Here is a 16018-nt window from a genome sequence, read left to right as displayed (position 1 = left end):
GCACCCCACCATTCCGGCACCCTCCGCATGAGCACCAGTCCGAGGAAGACCAGCAGAGTCCAGCCGAGGAGTGAGATCGGCATGGTCGCCCGGCCAGGGGCATCACGCTGCCCAAGCACAGCAAAGACGATCATCACCGTTGGCAGCCCGAAAGCGACCATCAGCCACGGCAACGTCAGCACCCACCGGACCAGCATCCCCGGGCCGTCGGGGAGCGCTGTGCTCTGTACCGAGGTCATGTGGCGCGCTCGCCGGTCCCGAGCAGCGCCTGTTCGATCGCGTTGAGCGGGCGCCGATCCATGCCCTCGGCCAGCTCGTCCTCGGTGGGCTCCGCCCCGCCCGGCCTGCCGAGCTGCTGGTCGAGGCGGTCGTACCTGCCCTGCAGCGTGTCGTAATCGCCGGCCAGCTTGTCGTGCAGCCGTTGCAGCTTCTCCTGCTCGCGTTCCACACCCTGGAGCTGACGCTCCAGCCCCTCTCGCTCGGCCGGAGCGAGGCCCTCGCGGCGTAGCTCACGTTCGAGCCGCCGATGTTCCTCGTCGAGCTTGTCCTGCTCGTCCTCCAGCTTGTCCAACCGGCTGTCGAGCGTGTCGAGCCGGCCACCCATCTCGTTCAGATCGGCCTTGGTTTCCTTGCCGTCCTTCGACGCCGCGGTGGGCTTGAGAGTGCCGTCCTGCTTCTCCGCGCCGGACGGTGACCCGCCCAGAGCCTCCCCCGCCGAACCGCCACCGGCGGCCGTGCCCTTCGACGACGGGCCGCCGGACGCCGGCTGGCCGCTCACCCGGGGTGATGGCTTCGCGGTCTGATGCATCTTCTGGAACGCCTCGGTGTGTTCGCGTTCCACCTCTTGATAGGCGCGCATGCTCGCCCGCAGGGAGGTCTGGTGGTCCCGCACGTCCTGGGCCAGCTTTCCCACCGAGGCGGACACGCTGCTGTCCGTGGCGATCACCTGCCCGGCGAACATCTGCCCGATGATCCCGTAGGCACTTCCGGACATCGGTTGCCCGACCTTCGCGGCGCCGCTGACGTTCTGCGCGATCGTCCCGACACTCTCGGCGTGCGACTGCAGTTCCTCGACGTTCCACATGGCGTGACCACTCATCGCGGGCTCTCCACGATCGCGGCCGGTCGCCAGCCGGCGGGCGGAGGAAGCGACGGGACGGCTCGCGGACCGATCCTCGCGGCGATGATCGCGGCGATCCCGTGCGCCTCGTCGACCGGCAGCACCAGCTGGCGACCTCGCGCCAGCACGATGCGCACGGCGGGCCCGGTCTGCTCCGCCACGGTGAGCTCGCCGAGCTCGGCCCGGGAGATCTCGCCCCACCCGAACGGAGCCTGTCCGTCATCCCCTTGAACAACCACCGCATTGCTCCCCGGGATGACGCCACACTTGATCCCCTCGGGCCGGAACTGGAGCGTGCCAGCCCTGTGCGCGAGCGGAACGTCGAAGGTCACCGGCATACCCGCCAGGTCCGGTGCCAGAGGCCTCAACCAGGCCTGGCGGATGTGGAGGAACTGCCGCCGGACCACCCACGCACCCGCCGCACCCAGCGCCACCCCCGTCGGGAAGACCCATCCCGGAGCATGGCGCCCGTAGGGCACGACGACGATGCCGAGCGGGATCGAGAATCCGGCCACCAGGCCGGCGTTTCCCCACTTGACCGGTTGATACCGCATGACGAGCAGCCAGAACGCCGGCAGGACGAGCCCGAACGTCACGGACAGGATCACTGCTCTGGGCCAGGATCCCGGGCCCAGCTGAAGCCGAACTCCGAGGTACCCCACGGCGACCAGCACTCCACACACCACAAGCAGCCGGGGCGCCGCCGCGTGCCAACGACCGACCTCTCCCGGGCCGGCGAGCATGTCACTCATCGTTCGTTCCACTCGTCACGCGTGGTGTCCGCCTTCTCGTACTGTTTCCACGATTCCTGGGCGGCGTCGAGTGGCAGCCCGCCCGCCTTCTTCATGTCGGCCAGTTGATCGCCCGCCGCTCCCCGGACGTGCCCGGGCGCGGCTGCCCTCGCCCGGTCACCGACGCTGCCCAGCCCCTTGGTGAGATCGTCGATCTTCCCGGCCAGGCCTTCCAGCGCCTTCGCCGACTTCGCCAGCCAGCTGAGCAGCTCGCTGAGCTTCGACGCGAGCTTGGCGGCCAACGCACTGGCTTCCAGGACGATGTCCGCGATGACGACGCCGACAGAACCGCCCAGGGTCGGCACGGCCGTGGCGACGGCCATGAGCAACCTTTCGACGACCTTCGCCACGAAGTCGGCGATCGTGTCCCGGATCAACGCACGCACCGTGCCGACAGCCGCACCCGCGGCGAGCACCTGCTGGGAGAGCTGATCCGCAGCGCCGGCCGCATCGGTGATGGTCTTCGCCTGCTCGGCGGCGGCCTTGCGGTAGGCGTCGGCCGCCTCACCCTGCCAGCCGCTGACCGCGCCCAGGTCCGCCGACCGTTGCTGGGCCGTCTTCTCCAAGGTCGTGGCAACGTTCTGCCAGCTCTTGGCGTGCGCTTCGATCTGGCCCGGATCACCGGCGAGCGCGTCCAGTGGTTCGCGCAGGAAGTCGATGTGCTCGATCAGGTAGCCGACGCCGGCGGACACGGCGGTCTGGAACGGGTCCTTGATCGCACCGAGGGCGCTGAGCGCGTACACGGCGGAGTTGGCCGCGAACTCGCCGCCGCTCTGGGAGCCCCAGACGTCCACCACGTCCGAGACGACACCCGCCCCCTCGGCGACCCCCGGGCCTTCGCTCTCGACGAGCTGGGTGCTCAGCGCCTCAGCCATCGACATCAGGGATCTGGGCGGCAAGGTACCTGCCGGCCTCGGAGTCGCCGAGCAACGGCCCGAGTGCGTCCGCCGACTTCTTCGCGGCGGCCACGTGCGCCGTGCGCACCGCTTCCAGTACGGCCTCGGCCAGCCGGGGCCGACTCAGGTCATCCGCGCGCGACCCGAACGACAGGCTCCGCAGCACGCCCGACGGCGTGACGGTCACGGTCACCGCGCCCATCGCGCCGCTGGCCGTCGCGGTCAGCCCGTCGAGGGCATCCCGAGCCTGCCGTGCCCGCGCGCCGATGTCGGAGACCTTCTGTTCGTAGTCCCTCAGCCATTCAGTCCCACCCATGGCGAAAAGGTTAGGAGGGCCACTCCCGCGCTCGAGGGAAAACGGAAATATTGGTCAGTCGAATGTCAGTGCACCCGCAATCAACAACGCGCCCGCCACCACGAAATCCCACACCCCCACCCCCGAGTGGGTTGCACTTTGCACACCCACGTGCTGCGTCGCACACGTCCGGACATGTGCGACGCAGCACCAAGGTGTGCACAGTCGCCCGAGAAGCCCCGACTCGCGGGTGGGGGCGTGCGAGTCGGACCGTGCCGCTCAGAAGCGGCGGTTCGCCAACACGGGGATCACCTTCCGCGCCGACTCGACCTCCGCCGGATCGATGTCGGCGATCAGCAGGCCGGGGGCCTCGCCGAGCTGGTGCAGGATGTCGCCACGCGGACCGGCGAGCGCGCTCGCGCCGATCCCGGTCGGTGCCTTGCCCGCGCTGCGCCCCACCGTGGTCGGGTCGCCCTGCCCGCAGGCCGCGACGTAGGCCGTCGTGTCCAGCGCCCTGGCGCGGACGAGCAGGTCCCACTGGTCGCGCTTGCCGGGACCCGCGCCCCACGAGGCGGGCGCGACGATCAGCACGGCACCCGCGTCGCCCAGCTTCTGGAACAGGCCGGGGAAACGCAGGTCGTAGCACGTGGTGAGGCCGACCGTCAGCCCGTCGACGGTGATCGTCACCGGCTCGCCGCCCGCGGCGACGGTGTCGGACTCGGCGAAGCCGAACGCGTCGTACAGGTGGATCTTGTCGTAGCTCGCCTCGACGCCGCCGCCGGTGGCGAGCAGCGTGTTGAACACCCGGCCGTCGTCGGACGGGCGGAACATCCCGGCGACCACCGTCACCCCGGCATCGGCGGCGATCTGCCGGACCTTCGACGCCCACGGCCCGTCGAGCTGCTCCGCGACCGGGCCGAGCGGCACCCCGAAGCAGCACATCGCCGCCTCGGGGAACACCACGAGCCGGGCGCCCCGCGCCGACGCGGCGCGCACCTGTTCGGCGATCTGGTCGAGGTTCTCCGAGGGATCCGGGGTGGACACGATCTGAGCCAGGCCGATGCGCACCGGGCGTCCTCCATTCATCGGTGTATACGTATCGTATGCCTACTGTTCGTACGTCCGGGCGAGATCGCGCCCTGCACTACCTGCGCGAGACCGTGCTTGCCGACCCGAACGTACAGGGCACCTTCCTCAACGAGGTCGAGCTCGCCGACCGGATCGGCGTCTCCCGCACCCCGGTCCGGGAGGCGCTGCTGCTGCTCGTCGCCGACGGTCTCGTCGAGATGCTGCCCGGCCGCGGCGCGTACGTGCCACCGCTGACCGGCCGGCAGATCCGTGAGCTGCTGGAGCTGCGCGGCATCCTGGAACGCCATTCCGCGATCCGCGCGCTCGCCGAGAACACCGTGCCGCTGTCCCAGCTGCGCACGCTGCTCATCGAGCAGCGCCGGCTGGCCGAGGACACCGGCGGCGCCGACGGGCTGAACATCGCCACGGCGTTCATCGACCGGGACATGGAGTTCCACCAGGCGCTGATCGACGCCTCCGGCAACACGATGCTGGCCAGGACCTACGCCGGTCTGCGGGTGCGTCAGCGCCGGCTCGGGGTGACCGCGGTGTTCCACTCGGCGCCCCGCAGGCTCGCGGTGTGCACCGAGCACGAACGGATCGTCGATGCGCTCGCCGCATCCGACGAGACCGCGACACTCACCGCGATCGACGATCATCTGACGCTCAGCCTGCGGGTGTTGCTCGAGGCGTGAGCAACTCCTCCTCCGCGCCCGGGTCCGGGTCGCGGCCGAGTGCGAGACCCGCCAGGGTCAGCAGCGACGCCACCAGTACGTACAGCGCGACGGGCACCCAGCTGGCGTAGCTGCCGAGCAGCGCGGCGAATGCCAGCGGAGCGACCGCGCCGCCGAACACACCGGCGATCGTGTAGCCGAGCGAGCTGCCGGTGTAGCGCAGCCGAGGGGTGAACTGTTCGGTGACGAACGCGGCCTGCGGCCCGTACATGAACGAGTGCAGCGCCAGGCCGACGATCACCCCGATGATCAGCATCGGCAGCGAGCCGCCGTCGATCAGCGGGAAGAACACGAACGGCCAGATCGCCGCGCCGATCGTCGCCACCGCGTACAGAAGTCTCCGGTTGACCCGGTCCGACAGCGCGCCGGACAGCGGGATCAGGCCGAGCTGGAACGTGGCGCCGAGCAGCGTCGCGGCGAGCACCTCACCCCGACTGAAGCCGTGTGTGGTGCCGTAGGTCAGGACGAACACGGTGAACAGCGCGTAGGTGACGTCCGGCCCGATCCGGCTCAGGATGGCGGCCAGCAGCCCACGCCACTCGGTGGCGAACACCTCCCTGACCGGCGCGGTCGGCCGCTCACCCGCGGCGCGCAGCGCCTCGAAGACCGGGGTGTCCTCCAGCTTCAGCCGGATCCAGAGCCCGAACGCGACCAGCACACCGGACAGCAGGAACGCCAGCCGCCAGCCCCAGGAGTTGAACGAGGCCTCGGTCAGCGTCGCGGTGAGCACCGCGAGCACACCGTTGGACAGCAGGTTGCCGGCCGGCGGACCGATCTGCGCTGCCGACGACCAGAAGCCGCGGCGTCCCGGTTCACCGAACTCGCTGGACAGCAGTACCGCGCCGCCCCATTCGCCGCCGACCCCGACGCCCTGGGCGAACCGCAGCAGCACGAGCGCGATCGGTGCGGCGACGCCGATGCTCGCGTACCCCGGCAGCAGGCCGATCGCGAAGGTCGCGGCGCCGATCAGCATCAACGTCAGCACCAGGACCTGCTTGCGCCCGATGACGTCGCCGAGCCTGCCGAACACCACTCCACCCAGCGGCCGGGACACGTAGCCGACCGCGTAGGTGGAGAACGCGAGCAGCGTTCCGGTCAGCGGGTCCTCGGCCGGGAAGAACAGCTTCGGGAAGACCAGAGCGGCGGCCGCCGAGTAGACGGCGAAGTCGTACCACTCCAGGGAAGTCCCCGAGAGGCTGGCGAAGAACGCCTTGCGCAGGCTTCGTCGGTCGGTGTCCATCTGTTTATACTTACTGTATACATCAAGCATGCGCAACGTCTGGAGCTCGATGCTGTCCTTCGCCCTGCCCGACGGTTCGACCCGCGAGGTCACCGTGACCACCCTGCTCAACGCCGGATACACGGGCCGCGCCCAGGAGGAGGTCGCGGCGCACGTCGCCGAGCTGGCCGAGCTCGGCGTGCCGGCCCCGTCCGTGACGCCCGCGCTGTACCCGGTCGCCCCGTACCTGGCCGCGCAGACCGAGGGCGTCCCGGCCCAGCACGGCCGCACGTCCGGCGAGGCCGAGTGGGCGCTGGTCATCGGCGACGATCCCGCCGACCCGCTGCTCACCGTCGCGTGCGACCACACCGACCGCGCGCTGGAGGTGCACGGCGTGGCGTGGAGCAAGAACGCGAGCCTCGACGTACTCGGCACCCGCGCCTGGCGGCTCGCCGACATCTCCGGACACCTCGACGCCATCCGGCTGCGCGCCTGGGTCGACTCCGGCGAGCTCATCCAGGACGCCACCCTGGAGGCACTGCTGCCGCCGTCGTACTGGCTCGACGTACTGCGCTCGCGCGACCTGCTGAAGCCCGGCACGGTACTTCTGTCCGGCACCGTGGCGATGCTGGCGGGCGTCGACCAGTTCAGCGACCGCTGGCGGGTGGAGCTGTCCGACCCGACCACCGGCGACACTCTCGACCTCGCCTACACGGTCGCTCAGCTGCCGGAGCCCATCGGCTGACGAGGGGCGTAACGGCACTAGCCTGCCTCGGTCACGGGATGTGCACGCCGCCCCACTGGCGCGACCCACAAACACCCCATCGTGCCTACGGAGATCGGCGGCGAGAGCGTCGACGCCCTCGGAAGGACGACTCCGAGATCGTCCTGATCGCCCGTCGTTCCGCCTGATCTCACCCTGTCAGCTGCGCAGCCAACGAACGGGTTGTCGTGGCGCGGTCTTCCCAATAGCGCAGTTCCGCGTAGGTGACCAGGAAGACAGCGGGCACGACCACCATGGCCGGAATCAACAAGACTGCCTGAAGGATTGCCGCGATCACCACACCGATACTGAGTTGCCCGGTGAAGCCCGTGAGGGACAGCAGCCCCATCACCAGACGATCGACGAGCTGGCTGTATGCGACGTAGATGAGTCCAGCGACCAACAGTCGCCCGCAGCTGGCCCAGAACCGTCCCTTGATCAAGACGAGGCAGCGTCGGACACCGCCGCCCTCGATCATCACGACAGCAGGCAACGTGGCCGCGGCGGCCACTGCCACGGAAAGCATGAGAAGCGCGCCCAGAATCGCGCCGATTCCGGCGAGCGGCGCGCTGTTGAGCAGCAGCCCGGGAAGTATGGGAAGGCCGAGCGCCACGACCATGACCAGTCCGGCGAGCAGCCCCCAGCCGATGAACGCTCCGACCCGATCACGGGAGTACAACAGCCCTTGGGCGATCGTGCTCGGCTGGCCGTTGGCATAGCGAACGAGCACGAACAGCGCCGCACCCACGAAAGCGGCGCCGACCGCGGCGAACAACAACGCAGAGATCAACAACGTAACCGCCAGCTGCCCTCCGAGCGCCCAGAAGACGGTCACCAGCTCGCCAGCACTGGACAGGGTTCCGGCTTCCGTGAAGGTGCGGTCGATCTCCTCAGAGTTCGGCATGCTTGCGACGAGCGCGACGATGTAGGCCGCCACCAAGACAGCTACGAGTGCGGCAGCCGGAACCAGACGGGCGAAGTTGCGGCGAGATAACGCTACAACGCGCTGAAACCACCCGCCGAAATCCAGTGATACAAGCGGATCAGTTAACATCTCGACACCTTCTCGACCCATTAGGGGCATTCAATTTTTCCGCCAGCTCGAACTACGTTCTTCATACTCAGCGTGAACTCGCTCAAGATACCGTCGCCAACGAAGCTCAATACCCTCCACCCCTGGTATTTCAGAGTCGCCTGGCGGCATGAACCCTATAAGGCCACGAATCTCATCCGGATACTCGAAGTCTGCCCACAACATCTCGATGACTCTGAGCGGGTCAGCGTACTCTGACCGATTCTCCCAAATCCAGAACAGAGCCAGGTACAACCAGTATCTCGCCCTACACTCGACCGACTCGTCCGAATCTTGCAGCTCGTCCACCAGATCATCCACCCGCTGGATTTCATCTGACAGCAGCAAGGCCAATTCTTCCTCTGCGGGCGACAGAGGAGCCTCATTCTTATACTTGGCGAGCGCGATCTCTATGGCATCTCGCCTACTCAGCCAGCCCTCTGATAGCCCGTATCCGATTTCAGCGCCGGTAGGATAGCCGTGCGTAATAGCAAAAGAAGACTCAATCTGCAAGTGAACCAGTCTGCTCATCGAACGTTCGGCTTCCCGTTGATACCGCCACCCCTAACAAACGTTGAATGCGTGAGTTCCCCTCTATCATTGACCATCCATTCGAAACGACCGGGAGTGCCATTCAGCTCACCTGGCTTCTGCACCAATGTGTACTCCCGCCCATCTCCTCCCGTCGTTCGAAATACCGACCCGTGAGAGGAAATATCGTCTACGGCGAAGGCTGCAGATCGATGGTCCGCATCACTCTTGCGCGCAGATCCTACAGGATTGGCCTCCTTGATCAGTTGCTGCGCCTGCGCAGGCGTAGGCAGAGCCCCAGTAGGGGACGTTGGCGGTTCCCCAGGGCGAGCGCCACCGCTTTCAGGAGTCTCGCCCGGCCTTCCGGCCGCTCTTACTCCAGGGAGCTGATCAGCTGCCTTTACGCCATCTTCAACGACCTCTTCACCCTTGCGGAGATCCTTGGCAGCAGTGACACCTTTACCGATCAGCTTTCCACCGGTGGTTACCCACTTGCCTCCGGGCACAATCGCCGCAGCAGCAATGCCCGCATCGAGGTAATTTCCTTCGGCCGTATACCAGGCAGCATTGACACTAGCTGCGGGAACGTTGGCGCCTGGGATGAAGCTGATGCCGTCGAGAACTAAATGTCCGGCGTCGTCCCAGCCGAAGCCGTCATCGACTGCGGCTCCAGAATTGCAACCCTTGGTCGGGTCGACACAACCTCCGCCGTCCCGTGCCGGTGGTGCCGGTTTCGGAGCACAACCGGGAGCACCCGGCACACACCCCTCCGTACCTTGCCCCTGCGGAGCGGCATCAGGAACCGGGGGTGCGGCAGGTGCCGCCGACGGCTGGGTGCCGTTCTGCGGCACGGTGCCGGGTTTCTGCGGAACAGCCGCCCTGGTCGGGTCCCCTAGCGGCGGTGGCGGGGCGGCCCTCGCCGACTCGACCGGGTGCTGCGGCACACTGCCCTTCGCCGGGTCGTTGGTCGGTCGCTGCCCGACACCGGTTTCTTTCTTGTCCGCTGACGAGCCGGTGTCGGTGGACGGCTTCGGCTTTTCAGGGCCTGCATCCGGGGTGGTGGGTGAGCTGTCCTTGCCGGAGTTTCCGGTTCCGCCGTTGTCTGGCTTGGCACGCGGTCCGGCCGGGACCTGCCCTCCGGGATCGTTGTCGCCGCCTCCTGGACCACCACCGGGATCAGCGGACACGTGCAGCGAAGCCACCGCCGCGGACAGATGCACGCCACCGACGCTCGACGCCTGCTGGGGAACGGCCGAGCCCACCAGCGCAGCCGCCACCGCGCAGGACACCGACGCCGCACCCCACCGAACAGTGAACCTGGACAATGACCGGCCATGCCCGTTCCTGGTCGACTTCATCGACAGCTCCCCCCACGCAAGCACCAGCTCCGATATCAGAGATAGCGTAGTCGAGCGACCGGCATCCTCGTGGCGAAAACGGAAATGGTGAAGAGGAGCAATCAGCCAGCTTGCCTCGAGCTCGGCCGCTGTATGCCAACGCCCGTTGAGGCCGGAAGCAGCAGAGCCGCCTCGCCTCGCAGAGCTTCATGTCGTGTCGCAGATACTGCAGTGTCTGCGACACGACATCAGGGGCTGCGAAGTGCCTGAGAAGCTCCCCGGCGCGGGCCGCGCACCGCCGGTCGTGAGTGGTACGGGCGCCTATAGGCGCCCGTACCACTCACGAGGGTTCTAGACGGCTGCCTTCAGGGACTTGCCGACCGTCAGGCCGCCACCGGCGTTGTCGAGCAGCGAGCTGCCGCCGTCGACGCGGACCGTGTCACCGTCGGTGATCTCGCCGGCCAGCAGCGCCTTCGCCAGCGCGTCGCCGATCGCGGTCTGGACCAGCCTGCGCAGCGGACGTGCGCCGTACAGCGGGTCGAAACCGTTCATCGCCAGCCACTCGCGCGCGGAGTCCGACACGTCGAGGGTGAGCCGGCGCGCCGAGAGACGCTTGGCCAGCTGGGCGAGCTGGATGTCGACGATGTGCACGAGCTCCTCGGTCGACAGCGCCTCGAAGACGACGATGTCGTCGAGCCGGTTCAGGAACTCCGGCTTGAAGTGGCCCCGCACGACCCGCAGCACCGCCTCCTTGCGCGCGGCCAGGTCCTGCTCCGCGCTGTCGAACAGCACCTGCGTGCCGAGGTTCGAGGTCAGCACCAGGATCGTGTTGCGGAAGTCGACCGTGCGGCCCTGGCCGTCGGTCAGCCGTCCGTCGTCGAGCACCGCGAGCAGCACGTCGAACACGTCGGGGTGCGCCTTCTCGACCTCGTCCAGCAGCACCACGGTGTACGGACGCCGACGGACCGCCTCGGTCAGCTGACCACCCTGGTCGTAGCCGACGTACCCGGGGGGCGCGCCGACCAGCCGGGCGACGCTGTGCTTCTCGCTGTACTCCGACATGTCGATGCGGACCATGGCCCGTTCGTCGTCGAACAGGAACTCGGCGAGCGCCTTGGCCAGCTCCGTCTTACCGACACCGGTCGGGCCGAGGAACAGGAACGAGCCGGTCGGACGGTTCGGGTCGGCGACACCGGCCCGTGCCCTGCGCACCGCGTCGGACACCGCGCGCACCGCCTCGGTCTGACCGATCACCCGGCGACCCAGCTCCTCCTCCATGCGCAGCAGCTTGGCCGTCTCCCCTTCGAGCAGCCGCCCGGCGGGGATGCCGGTCCACGCCGACACGACGTCTGCCACATCATCGGGGCCGACCTCCTCCTTGAGCATGAGCTCTTCCTTCTTCGCCGACAGTGCGTCGGCGGCGGCGAGCTCCTTCTCCAGCTGCGGGATCCGGCCGTAGCGCAGCTCCGCGACGCGACCGAGGTCACCGTCGCGTTCCGCGCGCTCCGCCTCGCCGCGCAGGCCCTCCAGCTGTTCCTTCAGCTCACGGGAGGACTCGATCGCGGTCTTCTCGTTCTGCCAGCGGGCGGTCAGCGCGGACAGCGCCTCCCGCTTCTCGGCCAGCTCGGCACGCAGCGCGGTGAGCCGCTGTGCCGACGCCGGGTCGTCCTCCTTGGCCAGCGCCATGTCCTCGATCTCCAGGCGACGCACCGAACGCTCCACCTCGTCGATCTCGACGGGACGCGAGTCGATCTCCATGCGCAGCCGGGACGCGGCCTCGTCGATCAGGTCGATCGCCTTGTCCGGCAGGAAGCGGGCGGTGATGTAGCGGTCGGACAGCGTCGCGGCGGCGACCAGCGCGGTGTCGGTGATGCGCACACCGTGGTGCACCTCGTAGCGCTCCTTGAGCCCGCGCAGGATGCCGACACTGTCCTCGACGGACGGCTCGCCGACGAAGACCTGCTGGAACCGGCGTTCCAGTGCCGGGTCCTTCTCGATGCGCTCGCGGAACTCGTCGAGGGTCGTCGCGCCGACCATGCGCAGCTCACCGCGCGCCAGCATCGGCTTGATCATGTTGCCGGCGTCCATCGCGCCCTCGCCGGACGCGCCCGCGCCGACGATCGTGTGCAGCTCGTCGATGAACGTGACGACCTCACCGGCCGAGTCGGTGATCTCCTTGAGGACGGCCTTGAGCCGCTCCTCGAACTCGCCCCGGTACTTCGCGCCGGCCACCATCGAGCCGAGGTCGAGCGAGACGACCCGCTTGCCCTTCAGCGACTCCGGCACGTCACCGGCGACGATGCGCTGCGCGAGGCCCTCGACGATCGCGGTCTTGCCGACGCCGGGCTCACCGATCAGTACCGGGTTGTTCTTGGTGCGCCGGGACAGCACCTGCACGACCCGGCGAATCTCGGTGTCCCGGCCGATCACCGGGTCCAGCTCGCCCTTGCGGGCGCGCTCGGTGAGGTCGACGCCGTACTTTTCGAGCGCCTGGTAGGTGCTCTCCGGGTCGGGGGTGCTGACCCTGGTGGAGCCGCGCACCTTGGTGAACGCCTCCTTGAGCGCGTCCTCGGTGGCGCCGCCCCGCTGCAGCAGCTGGCCGACCGCGTCGCGGCCGGAGGCGAGACCGACGAGCAGGTGCTCGGTCGAGACGTACTCGTCGCCCATCTCCGTGGCGAGGCGCTGCGCGGTGCTCAGCGCGGCGACCGCGTCCCGGTTCAGCTGAGGTGCGCTGACCGTCGCTCCGGCGGCCGACGGCAGCCGGTTGCCGAGCTGGGTCAGCTCGGCGCGCACAGCGGCCGGGTCGGCGCCGACAGCTTCGAGCAGCGGCACGGTGATGCCGTCGGCCTGCGCGAGCAGCCCACCGAGCAGGTGGCTGGGGCCGACGTCCGGGTTGCCCGCGAGGGTCGCGGCCTGCACCGCGGCGGACACGGCCTGCTGGGTCTTGGTGGTGGGGTTGAACGAGTCCATCCTCGCTGCTTCCTCCCGTTGATCCGATGTTCGTTTCGGGCGCCACCGACCGTCCCAGTGTGCCCGTCGATAGGGATAACGTCAGGAAACTTGAGTCTGTTCCGCTCAACCTTGAATTGGTGGCCTCACGACGACAACCAGCGGATTCGACGGGGACGCTGCTCGGAGGATGGACTGGGACGCAACGGGCGGGCCGTGCCGGTGCCGGTCAGCAGGTGCGTGGTCGACGGGAAACGGTTCCGCTCGGCCTGCTGACGGACCGAGGCCTCGCGCTGCACGTACTGGCGCTGCGCCGGGATCGGCAGCGTGGGCGGGGACGGATCCGGGTACGGCCGGCGGACCGGTTCGACTCTGGCACCGAAGTAGTCGCCGCCCTTGCGCGCCGGGTCGTCGGTGCCCCAGTCGCGCTTCTCGTGCACCCGCGCCATCCGGGGGATGTGCTTGCGGCAGTGGATGTACGCCTCGACGACCTCGATGACCACCCACCGCTCGGCCTGCCTGCCCCGGGTCGGGTCCTGAGGCAGGTCGGGATGCAGGAACCGCAGCGCGTCGTCGCTCAGGATGCGCGCCCGGCCGTTGACGTGCAGCCCGATCAGGTCCCGCTCGAAGTCGACCAAAAGCAGCCCGACGTGCGGGTTCTCGGTGATGTTCGCCAGGCTCGCGTGCACGCCGTTGCCCCGGTACTCCGGATAGGCGACATGCCGGTCGTCCAGCACCTGGAGAAACCCGGGGGGACCGGCGCGCAGTGACGAGTCACACTCCCCGGACGCATCCGAGGTCGACAGGAACATCATCTCCATGCGCCCGATGAACTCGATCATCGACGGCAGCAGCCGGTCGCACATCTGATCCTCGTAGAACCTCGCCGCCCGACCCTCGGTGCCCAGCTTGCGCTGTAACGCACGCTCGCCGGCAGATCCCGCCTGGGTAACAGCGTCGTCACGGATAGTGACCGATTGGGGAGTCGAGTCGAACGGCACACCCCATACGGTGCCAGACGCAATCAAGTCGTGACGCTTCAGGCGCCGAAGGGCTACCCTCAGCGGTCGACGGACACGGTCAGCTACTACGATTCCCCCCGGACGTTACCCACACGAGTGAAGGGCACAGTGATCGCCCAGTGAGTCGTTCTATGGTCGCTAAGACGGGCGGGCAGTACGTGCTGTGCCGACGTGTTGACCGACCGTCGCCGCTTCCCGAGGAGAGAGCCCGCCCCCGACCATGAGCGCCGAACCGATTCTGACGGACCTGCCCCCGATCCGGCCCACCCCCGCACGGGCCAACGAAATGGTCACCCTCATCCGGTCCAGCTTTGCCGAGGTGGAGGACCAGGCCATCGAGATGGCCAAGCACTTCTACGGCGTCCTGTTCGGGATCGCCCCCGAGACCAGGGAGCTGTTCCCGGCCAACATGGAGGTACAGCGCAGCCGCCTGCTGCGCGCGCTCGTGCACGTGGTGCAGATGGTCGACCAGCCCGACGACCTCGTGCCGTTCCTGTCCCAGCTGGGTCGCGACCACCGCAAGTTCGGCGTGATGACCAGGCATTACAACGCGGTGGGCACCGCGCTGCTGAGCGCCATCGCGCACTACCTCGGCCCCGGCTGGACTCCTCGGGTCCAGGCCGCATGGACCGAGGCGTACGGCATCATCTCGCACGCCATGCGCACGGCGGCCGAAGCCGACAAGGGGCCGGCGTCCTGGCTCGGCCGGGTCATCGGGCACCGCAGGCTGAGCTGGGACGTGGCGATGGTCCAGGTCCAGACCGGCGCGCCGATCCCGTACCGGCCCGGGCAGTACCTGAGCGTCGAGACCCCCCGTCGGCCTCGCCTGTGGCGCTACCTGTCACCGGCGAACGCGCCGCGCGAGGACGGCATCATCGAGTTCCACGTACGCGCCGTCCAGAACGGCTGGGTCAGCCGCGCGATCGTCGCGCACAGTGAACGCGGCGACACCTGGCGGATCGGGCCGCCGATGGGTCGGCTCGGGGTGGACCGCAAGTCCGGGCGGGACCTGCTCATGGTCGCGGGCGGCACCGGGATGGCGCCGATCAAGTCGATCCTGGAGGACATGGCGCAGTACGGGGAGAACCCGCGCGCCGAGGTCTTCATCGGCGGCCGCCGCTGGGAGGACCTGTACGACTTCGACAGCCTTCGTCAGCTGTCCTACACCAACCCGTGGCTCAACGTGGTCCCGGTGGTCGAGGACGACGAGGGCATCTCCGGCGCCGAGCACGGCACGCTGGCCGATGTCGTCACCCGTTACGGCGCGTGGAAGGACCACGATGTCCTGGTCTGCGGCTCGCCCGGGATGATCCGCGCAACGGTGTCCCGGATGCTGGTGGCCGGCACGCCCCTGGACCAGATCCGCTACGACCCGTTCACGATGGACTAGGACCTCGTGAGTGGTACGGGCGCCTCGGGGCGCCCGTACCACTCACGAGTGTCGACCCTGAGGTGTCGGTTCAGCGCGGGGTGGCCACGCGAAGTCCCGCTGTGCGTGCCGCCTCGGCGAGGCGGCGATCGTAGGTGACGAACTCGAGGTCGGGATGAGCCAGCTCGAACGCGCTGACCAGGTGGATCGCGTCGAGGGTCCGCACCATCGGCTGCGTGAGCGCACCGGCCTTCACCAGCAGAGCCTTATTGATATCGATCTTCCGGACGCCACTGAGCAGGTCCTCTGCCTCCGCAAGATCGTCGGCGAGCTCGACCTCGTCGATCAACCGACCTTGATCAGTGTGATGCACCCGCCTGACCACCCTGGTCAGCTCTGCCCGCGCAATTTCAGAAGTGAAGACAGGCACTTCCGCACGCTCGTCGAACCAACTCCGCAACGCGGGCGACTCAGCTTCTTCTCGAACCAGCTTCACCAGTGCGCACGAGTCGACGTAGATCACGCGCGCTCGTCATTACGCATCTGCTCGAGCGTCTCGCTCAGCGGGGGAAGGTGAGCTCGGCGCGGACGCGGTCCTCGGCCTGCGAGGCCGCCCGGCCGCTCTGCCGGGTGCACGAGTCCCTGGGCCGTGAGCTCCTCGATCCGCTGTTCGGCCGGAGTCGCCGGCACCAGCCAACCGACCAGCCGACCGCCGCTGGTGACCTTGCCGACCGCGCCCGCCGCCGCGAGCTCGGCGATCACTTTGCCGGCGTTCCGCAGCTCACGGATTGCCACCTCGTGCTCAGCTCCGCGCTGCGCGGGCACCGCAACGTCATCCGACATGTGCGGCAG

At 68.4% G+C, this 16018-nt stretch carries 16 protein-coding genes; 3 read left to right on the top strand and 13 right to left on the bottom strand.

Annotated features, from left to right (window positions below; genetic code table 11):
• Positions 1-235: 235 nt before the first annotated feature.
• The 5 genes from G406_RS0137435 to G406_RS0137415 form a co-directional block, all read right to left on the bottom strand.
• Positions 236-1099, bottom strand: coding sequence for a type VII secretion target (locus G406_RS0137435; protein ID WP_156935362.1), 864 nt, complete (start codon positions 1097-1099; stop codon positions 236-238).
• Positions 1096-1872, bottom strand: a complete 777-nt coding sequence (locus G406_RS0137430) for a hypothetical protein (protein WP_156935361.1) — start codon at positions 1870-1872, stop codon at positions 1096-1098. Before G406_RS0137430 ends, G406_RS0137435 begins: the two co-directional genes overlap by 4 nt.
• Positions 1869-2786, bottom strand: coding sequence for a WXG100-like domain-containing protein (locus tag G406_RS54940; protein ID WP_051343213.1), 918 nt, complete (start codon positions 2784-2786; stop codon positions 1869-1871). Before G406_RS54940 ends, G406_RS0137430 begins: the two co-directional genes overlap by 4 nt.
• Complete coding sequence (locus G406_RS52265; protein WP_051343212.1) at positions 2779-3123, bottom strand: YbaB/EbfC family nucleoid-associated protein; 345 nt, start codon at positions 3121-3123, stop codon at positions 2779-2781. Before G406_RS52265 ends, G406_RS54940 begins: the two co-directional genes overlap by 8 nt.
• Before the next feature lie 258 nt (positions 3124-3381).
• Positions 3382-4170: a carbon-nitrogen hydrolase family protein gene (locus tag G406_RS0137415; RefSeq protein WP_028937817.1), complete on the bottom strand. Its 789-nt coding sequence runs from the start codon at positions 4168-4170 to the stop codon at positions 3382-3384.
• A 35-nt stretch (positions 4171-4205) separates the two neighbouring features.
• On the opposite strand from G406_RS0137415, the gene G406_RS0137410 reads away from it, so the two are divergent.
• Positions 4206-4865 carry a GntR family transcriptional regulator gene (locus G406_RS0137410; RefSeq protein WP_028937816.1) on the top strand — a complete coding sequence of 220 codons (660 nt, stop codon included), beginning with the start codon at positions 4206-4208 and terminating at the stop codon, positions 4863-4865.
• Here G406_RS0137410 and G406_RS0137405 read toward each other — a convergent pair.
• Positions 4837-6144, bottom strand: coding sequence for an MFS transporter (locus G406_RS0137405; protein ID WP_028937815.1), 1308 nt, complete (start codon positions 6142-6144; stop codon positions 4837-4839). The two genes, G406_RS0137410 and G406_RS0137405, sit on opposite strands and share 29 nt — an antisense overlap.
• A gap of 28 nt (positions 6145-6172) precedes the next feature.
• Between G406_RS0137405 and G406_RS0137400 the strand changes: the two genes are divergently transcribed.
• Complete coding sequence (locus G406_RS0137400; RefSeq protein WP_037080675.1) at positions 6173-6868, top strand: DUF2848 domain-containing protein; 696 nt, start codon at positions 6173-6175, stop codon at positions 6866-6868.
• 169 nt (positions 6869-7037) lie between these two features.
• Here G406_RS0137400 and G406_RS0137395 read toward each other — a convergent pair whose 3' ends face one another.
• The 5 genes from G406_RS0137395 to G406_RS52255 all read right to left on the bottom strand — a co-directional run bounded on the left by G406_RS0137395 (position 7038) and on the right by G406_RS52255 (position 13641).
• Entirely contained in the window at positions 7038-7940 is a 903-nt protein-coding gene (locus tag G406_RS0137395) for a hypothetical protein (RefSeq protein WP_156935360.1), read from the bottom strand.
• A 30-nt stretch (positions 7941-7970) separates the two neighbouring features.
• Positions 7971-8489: a DUF2247 family protein gene (locus tag G406_RS54935; RefSeq protein WP_051343211.1), complete on the bottom strand. Its 519-nt coding sequence runs from the start codon at positions 8487-8489 to the stop codon at positions 7971-7973.
• Positions 8486-9847 (bottom strand): hypothetical protein, encoded by a 1362-nt coding sequence (locus tag G406_RS57525; RefSeq protein ID WP_156935359.1) that lies wholly within the window; start codon positions 9845-9847, stop codon positions 8486-8488. The genes G406_RS54935 and G406_RS57525 overlap by 4 nt, the downstream gene beginning before the upstream one ends.
• 330 nt (positions 9848-10177) lie before the next feature.
• Entirely contained in the window at positions 10178-12796 is a 2619-nt protein-coding gene (gene clpB, locus G406_RS0137380; RefSeq protein WP_028937810.1) for an ATP-dependent chaperone ClpB, read from the bottom strand.
• 125 nt (positions 12797-12921) lie between these two features.
• The gene (locus G406_RS52255; RefSeq protein ID WP_084216670.1) at positions 12922-13641 is read right to left on the bottom strand and encodes a pyridoxamine 5'-phosphate oxidase family protein; all 720 of its coding nucleotides are present in this window, start codon (positions 13639-13641) and stop codon (positions 12922-12924) included.
• Between the two features lie 376 nt (positions 13642-14017).
• Between G406_RS52255 and G406_RS0137370 the strand changes: the two genes are divergently transcribed.
• On the top strand, positions 14018-15187 hold the full coding sequence (locus G406_RS0137370) for a globin domain-containing protein (RefSeq protein ID WP_425414672.1): 1170 nt from the start codon (positions 14018-14020) through the stop codon (positions 15185-15187).
• Positions 15188-15257: 70 nt separating this feature from the next.
• On the opposite strand, the gene G406_RS55320 is transcribed toward G406_RS0137370, so the two are convergent.
• Positions 15258-15689 carry a type II toxin-antitoxin system VapC family toxin gene (locus tag G406_RS55320; protein ID WP_028937808.1) on the bottom strand — a complete coding sequence of 144 codons (432 nt, stop codon included), beginning with the start codon at positions 15687-15689 and terminating at the stop codon, positions 15258-15260.
• Positions 15686-16009: a hypothetical protein gene (locus G406_RS0137360; RefSeq protein ID WP_037080673.1), complete on the bottom strand. Its 324-nt coding sequence runs from the start codon at positions 16007-16009 to the stop codon at positions 15686-15688. Before G406_RS0137360 ends, G406_RS55320 begins: the two co-directional genes overlap by 4 nt.
• Positions 16010-16018: the final 9 nt, after the last annotated feature.

Source organism: Actinospineispora spinosispora DSM 44797, from assembly GCF_000429025.1.
GTDB lineage: Bacteria > Actinomycetota > Actinomycetes > Mycobacteriales > Pseudonocardiaceae > Pseudonocardia > Pseudonocardia spinosispora.
This window is presented reverse-complemented; position numbering and strand designations above follow the sequence as displayed.

Excerpts from the sequence above, each read along its gene's own strand:
- G406_RS0137400 (WP_037080675.1), top strand. The coding sequence starts at position 6,173 with ATGCGCAACGTCTGGAGCTCGATGCTGTCCTTCGCCCTGCCCGACGGT.
- G406_RS52265 (WP_051343212.1), bottom strand. The coding sequence starts at position 3,123 with ATGGGTGGGACTGAATGGCTGAGGGACTACGAACAGAAGGTCTCCGAC.
- clpB (WP_028937810.1), bottom strand. The coding sequence starts at position 12,796 with ATGGACTCGTTCAACCCCACCACCAAGACCCAGCAGGCCGTGTCCGCC.
- G406_RS54940 (WP_051343213.1), bottom strand. The coding sequence starts at position 2,786 with ATGGCTGAGGCGCTGAGCACCCAGCTCGTCGAGAGCGAAGGCCCGGGG.
- G406_RS0137395 (WP_156935360.1), bottom strand. The coding sequence starts at position 7,940 with ATGTTAACTGATCCGCTTGTATCACTGGATTTCGGCGGGTGGTTTCAG.
- G406_RS57525 (WP_156935359.1), bottom strand. The coding sequence starts at position 9,847 with ATGAAGTCGACCAGGAACGGGCATGGCCGGTCATTGTCCAGGTTCACT.
- G406_RS52255 (WP_084216670.1), bottom strand. The coding sequence starts at position 13,641 with ATGTGCGACCGGCTGCTGCCGTCGATGATCGAGTTCATCGGGCGCATG.
- G406_RS0137360 (WP_037080673.1), bottom strand. The coding sequence starts at position 16,009 with ATGTCGGATGACGTTGCGGTGCCCGCGCAGCGCGGAGCTGAGCACGAG.
- G406_RS54935 (WP_051343211.1), bottom strand. The coding sequence starts at position 8,489 with ATGAGCAGACTGGTTCACTTGCAGATTGAGTCTTCTTTTGCTATTACG.
- G406_RS0137435 (WP_156935362.1), bottom strand. The coding sequence starts at position 1,099 with ATGAGTGGTCACGCCATGTGGAACGTCGAGGAACTGCAGTCGCACGCC.
- G406_RS0137370 (WP_425414672.1), top strand. The coding sequence starts at position 14,018 with ATGAGCGCCGAACCGATTCTGACGGACCTGCCCCCGATCCGGCCCACC.
- G406_RS0137405 (WP_028937815.1), bottom strand. The coding sequence starts at position 6,144 with ATGGACACCGACCGACGAAGCCTGCGCAAGGCGTTCTTCGCCAGCCTC.
- G406_RS0137410 (WP_028937816.1), top strand. The coding sequence starts at position 4,206 with ATGCCTACTGTTCGTACGTCCGGGCGAGATCGCGCCCTGCACTACCTG.
- G406_RS0137430 (WP_156935361.1), bottom strand. The coding sequence starts at position 1,872 with ATGAGTGACATGCTCGCCGGCCCGGGAGAGGTCGGTCGTTGGCACGCG.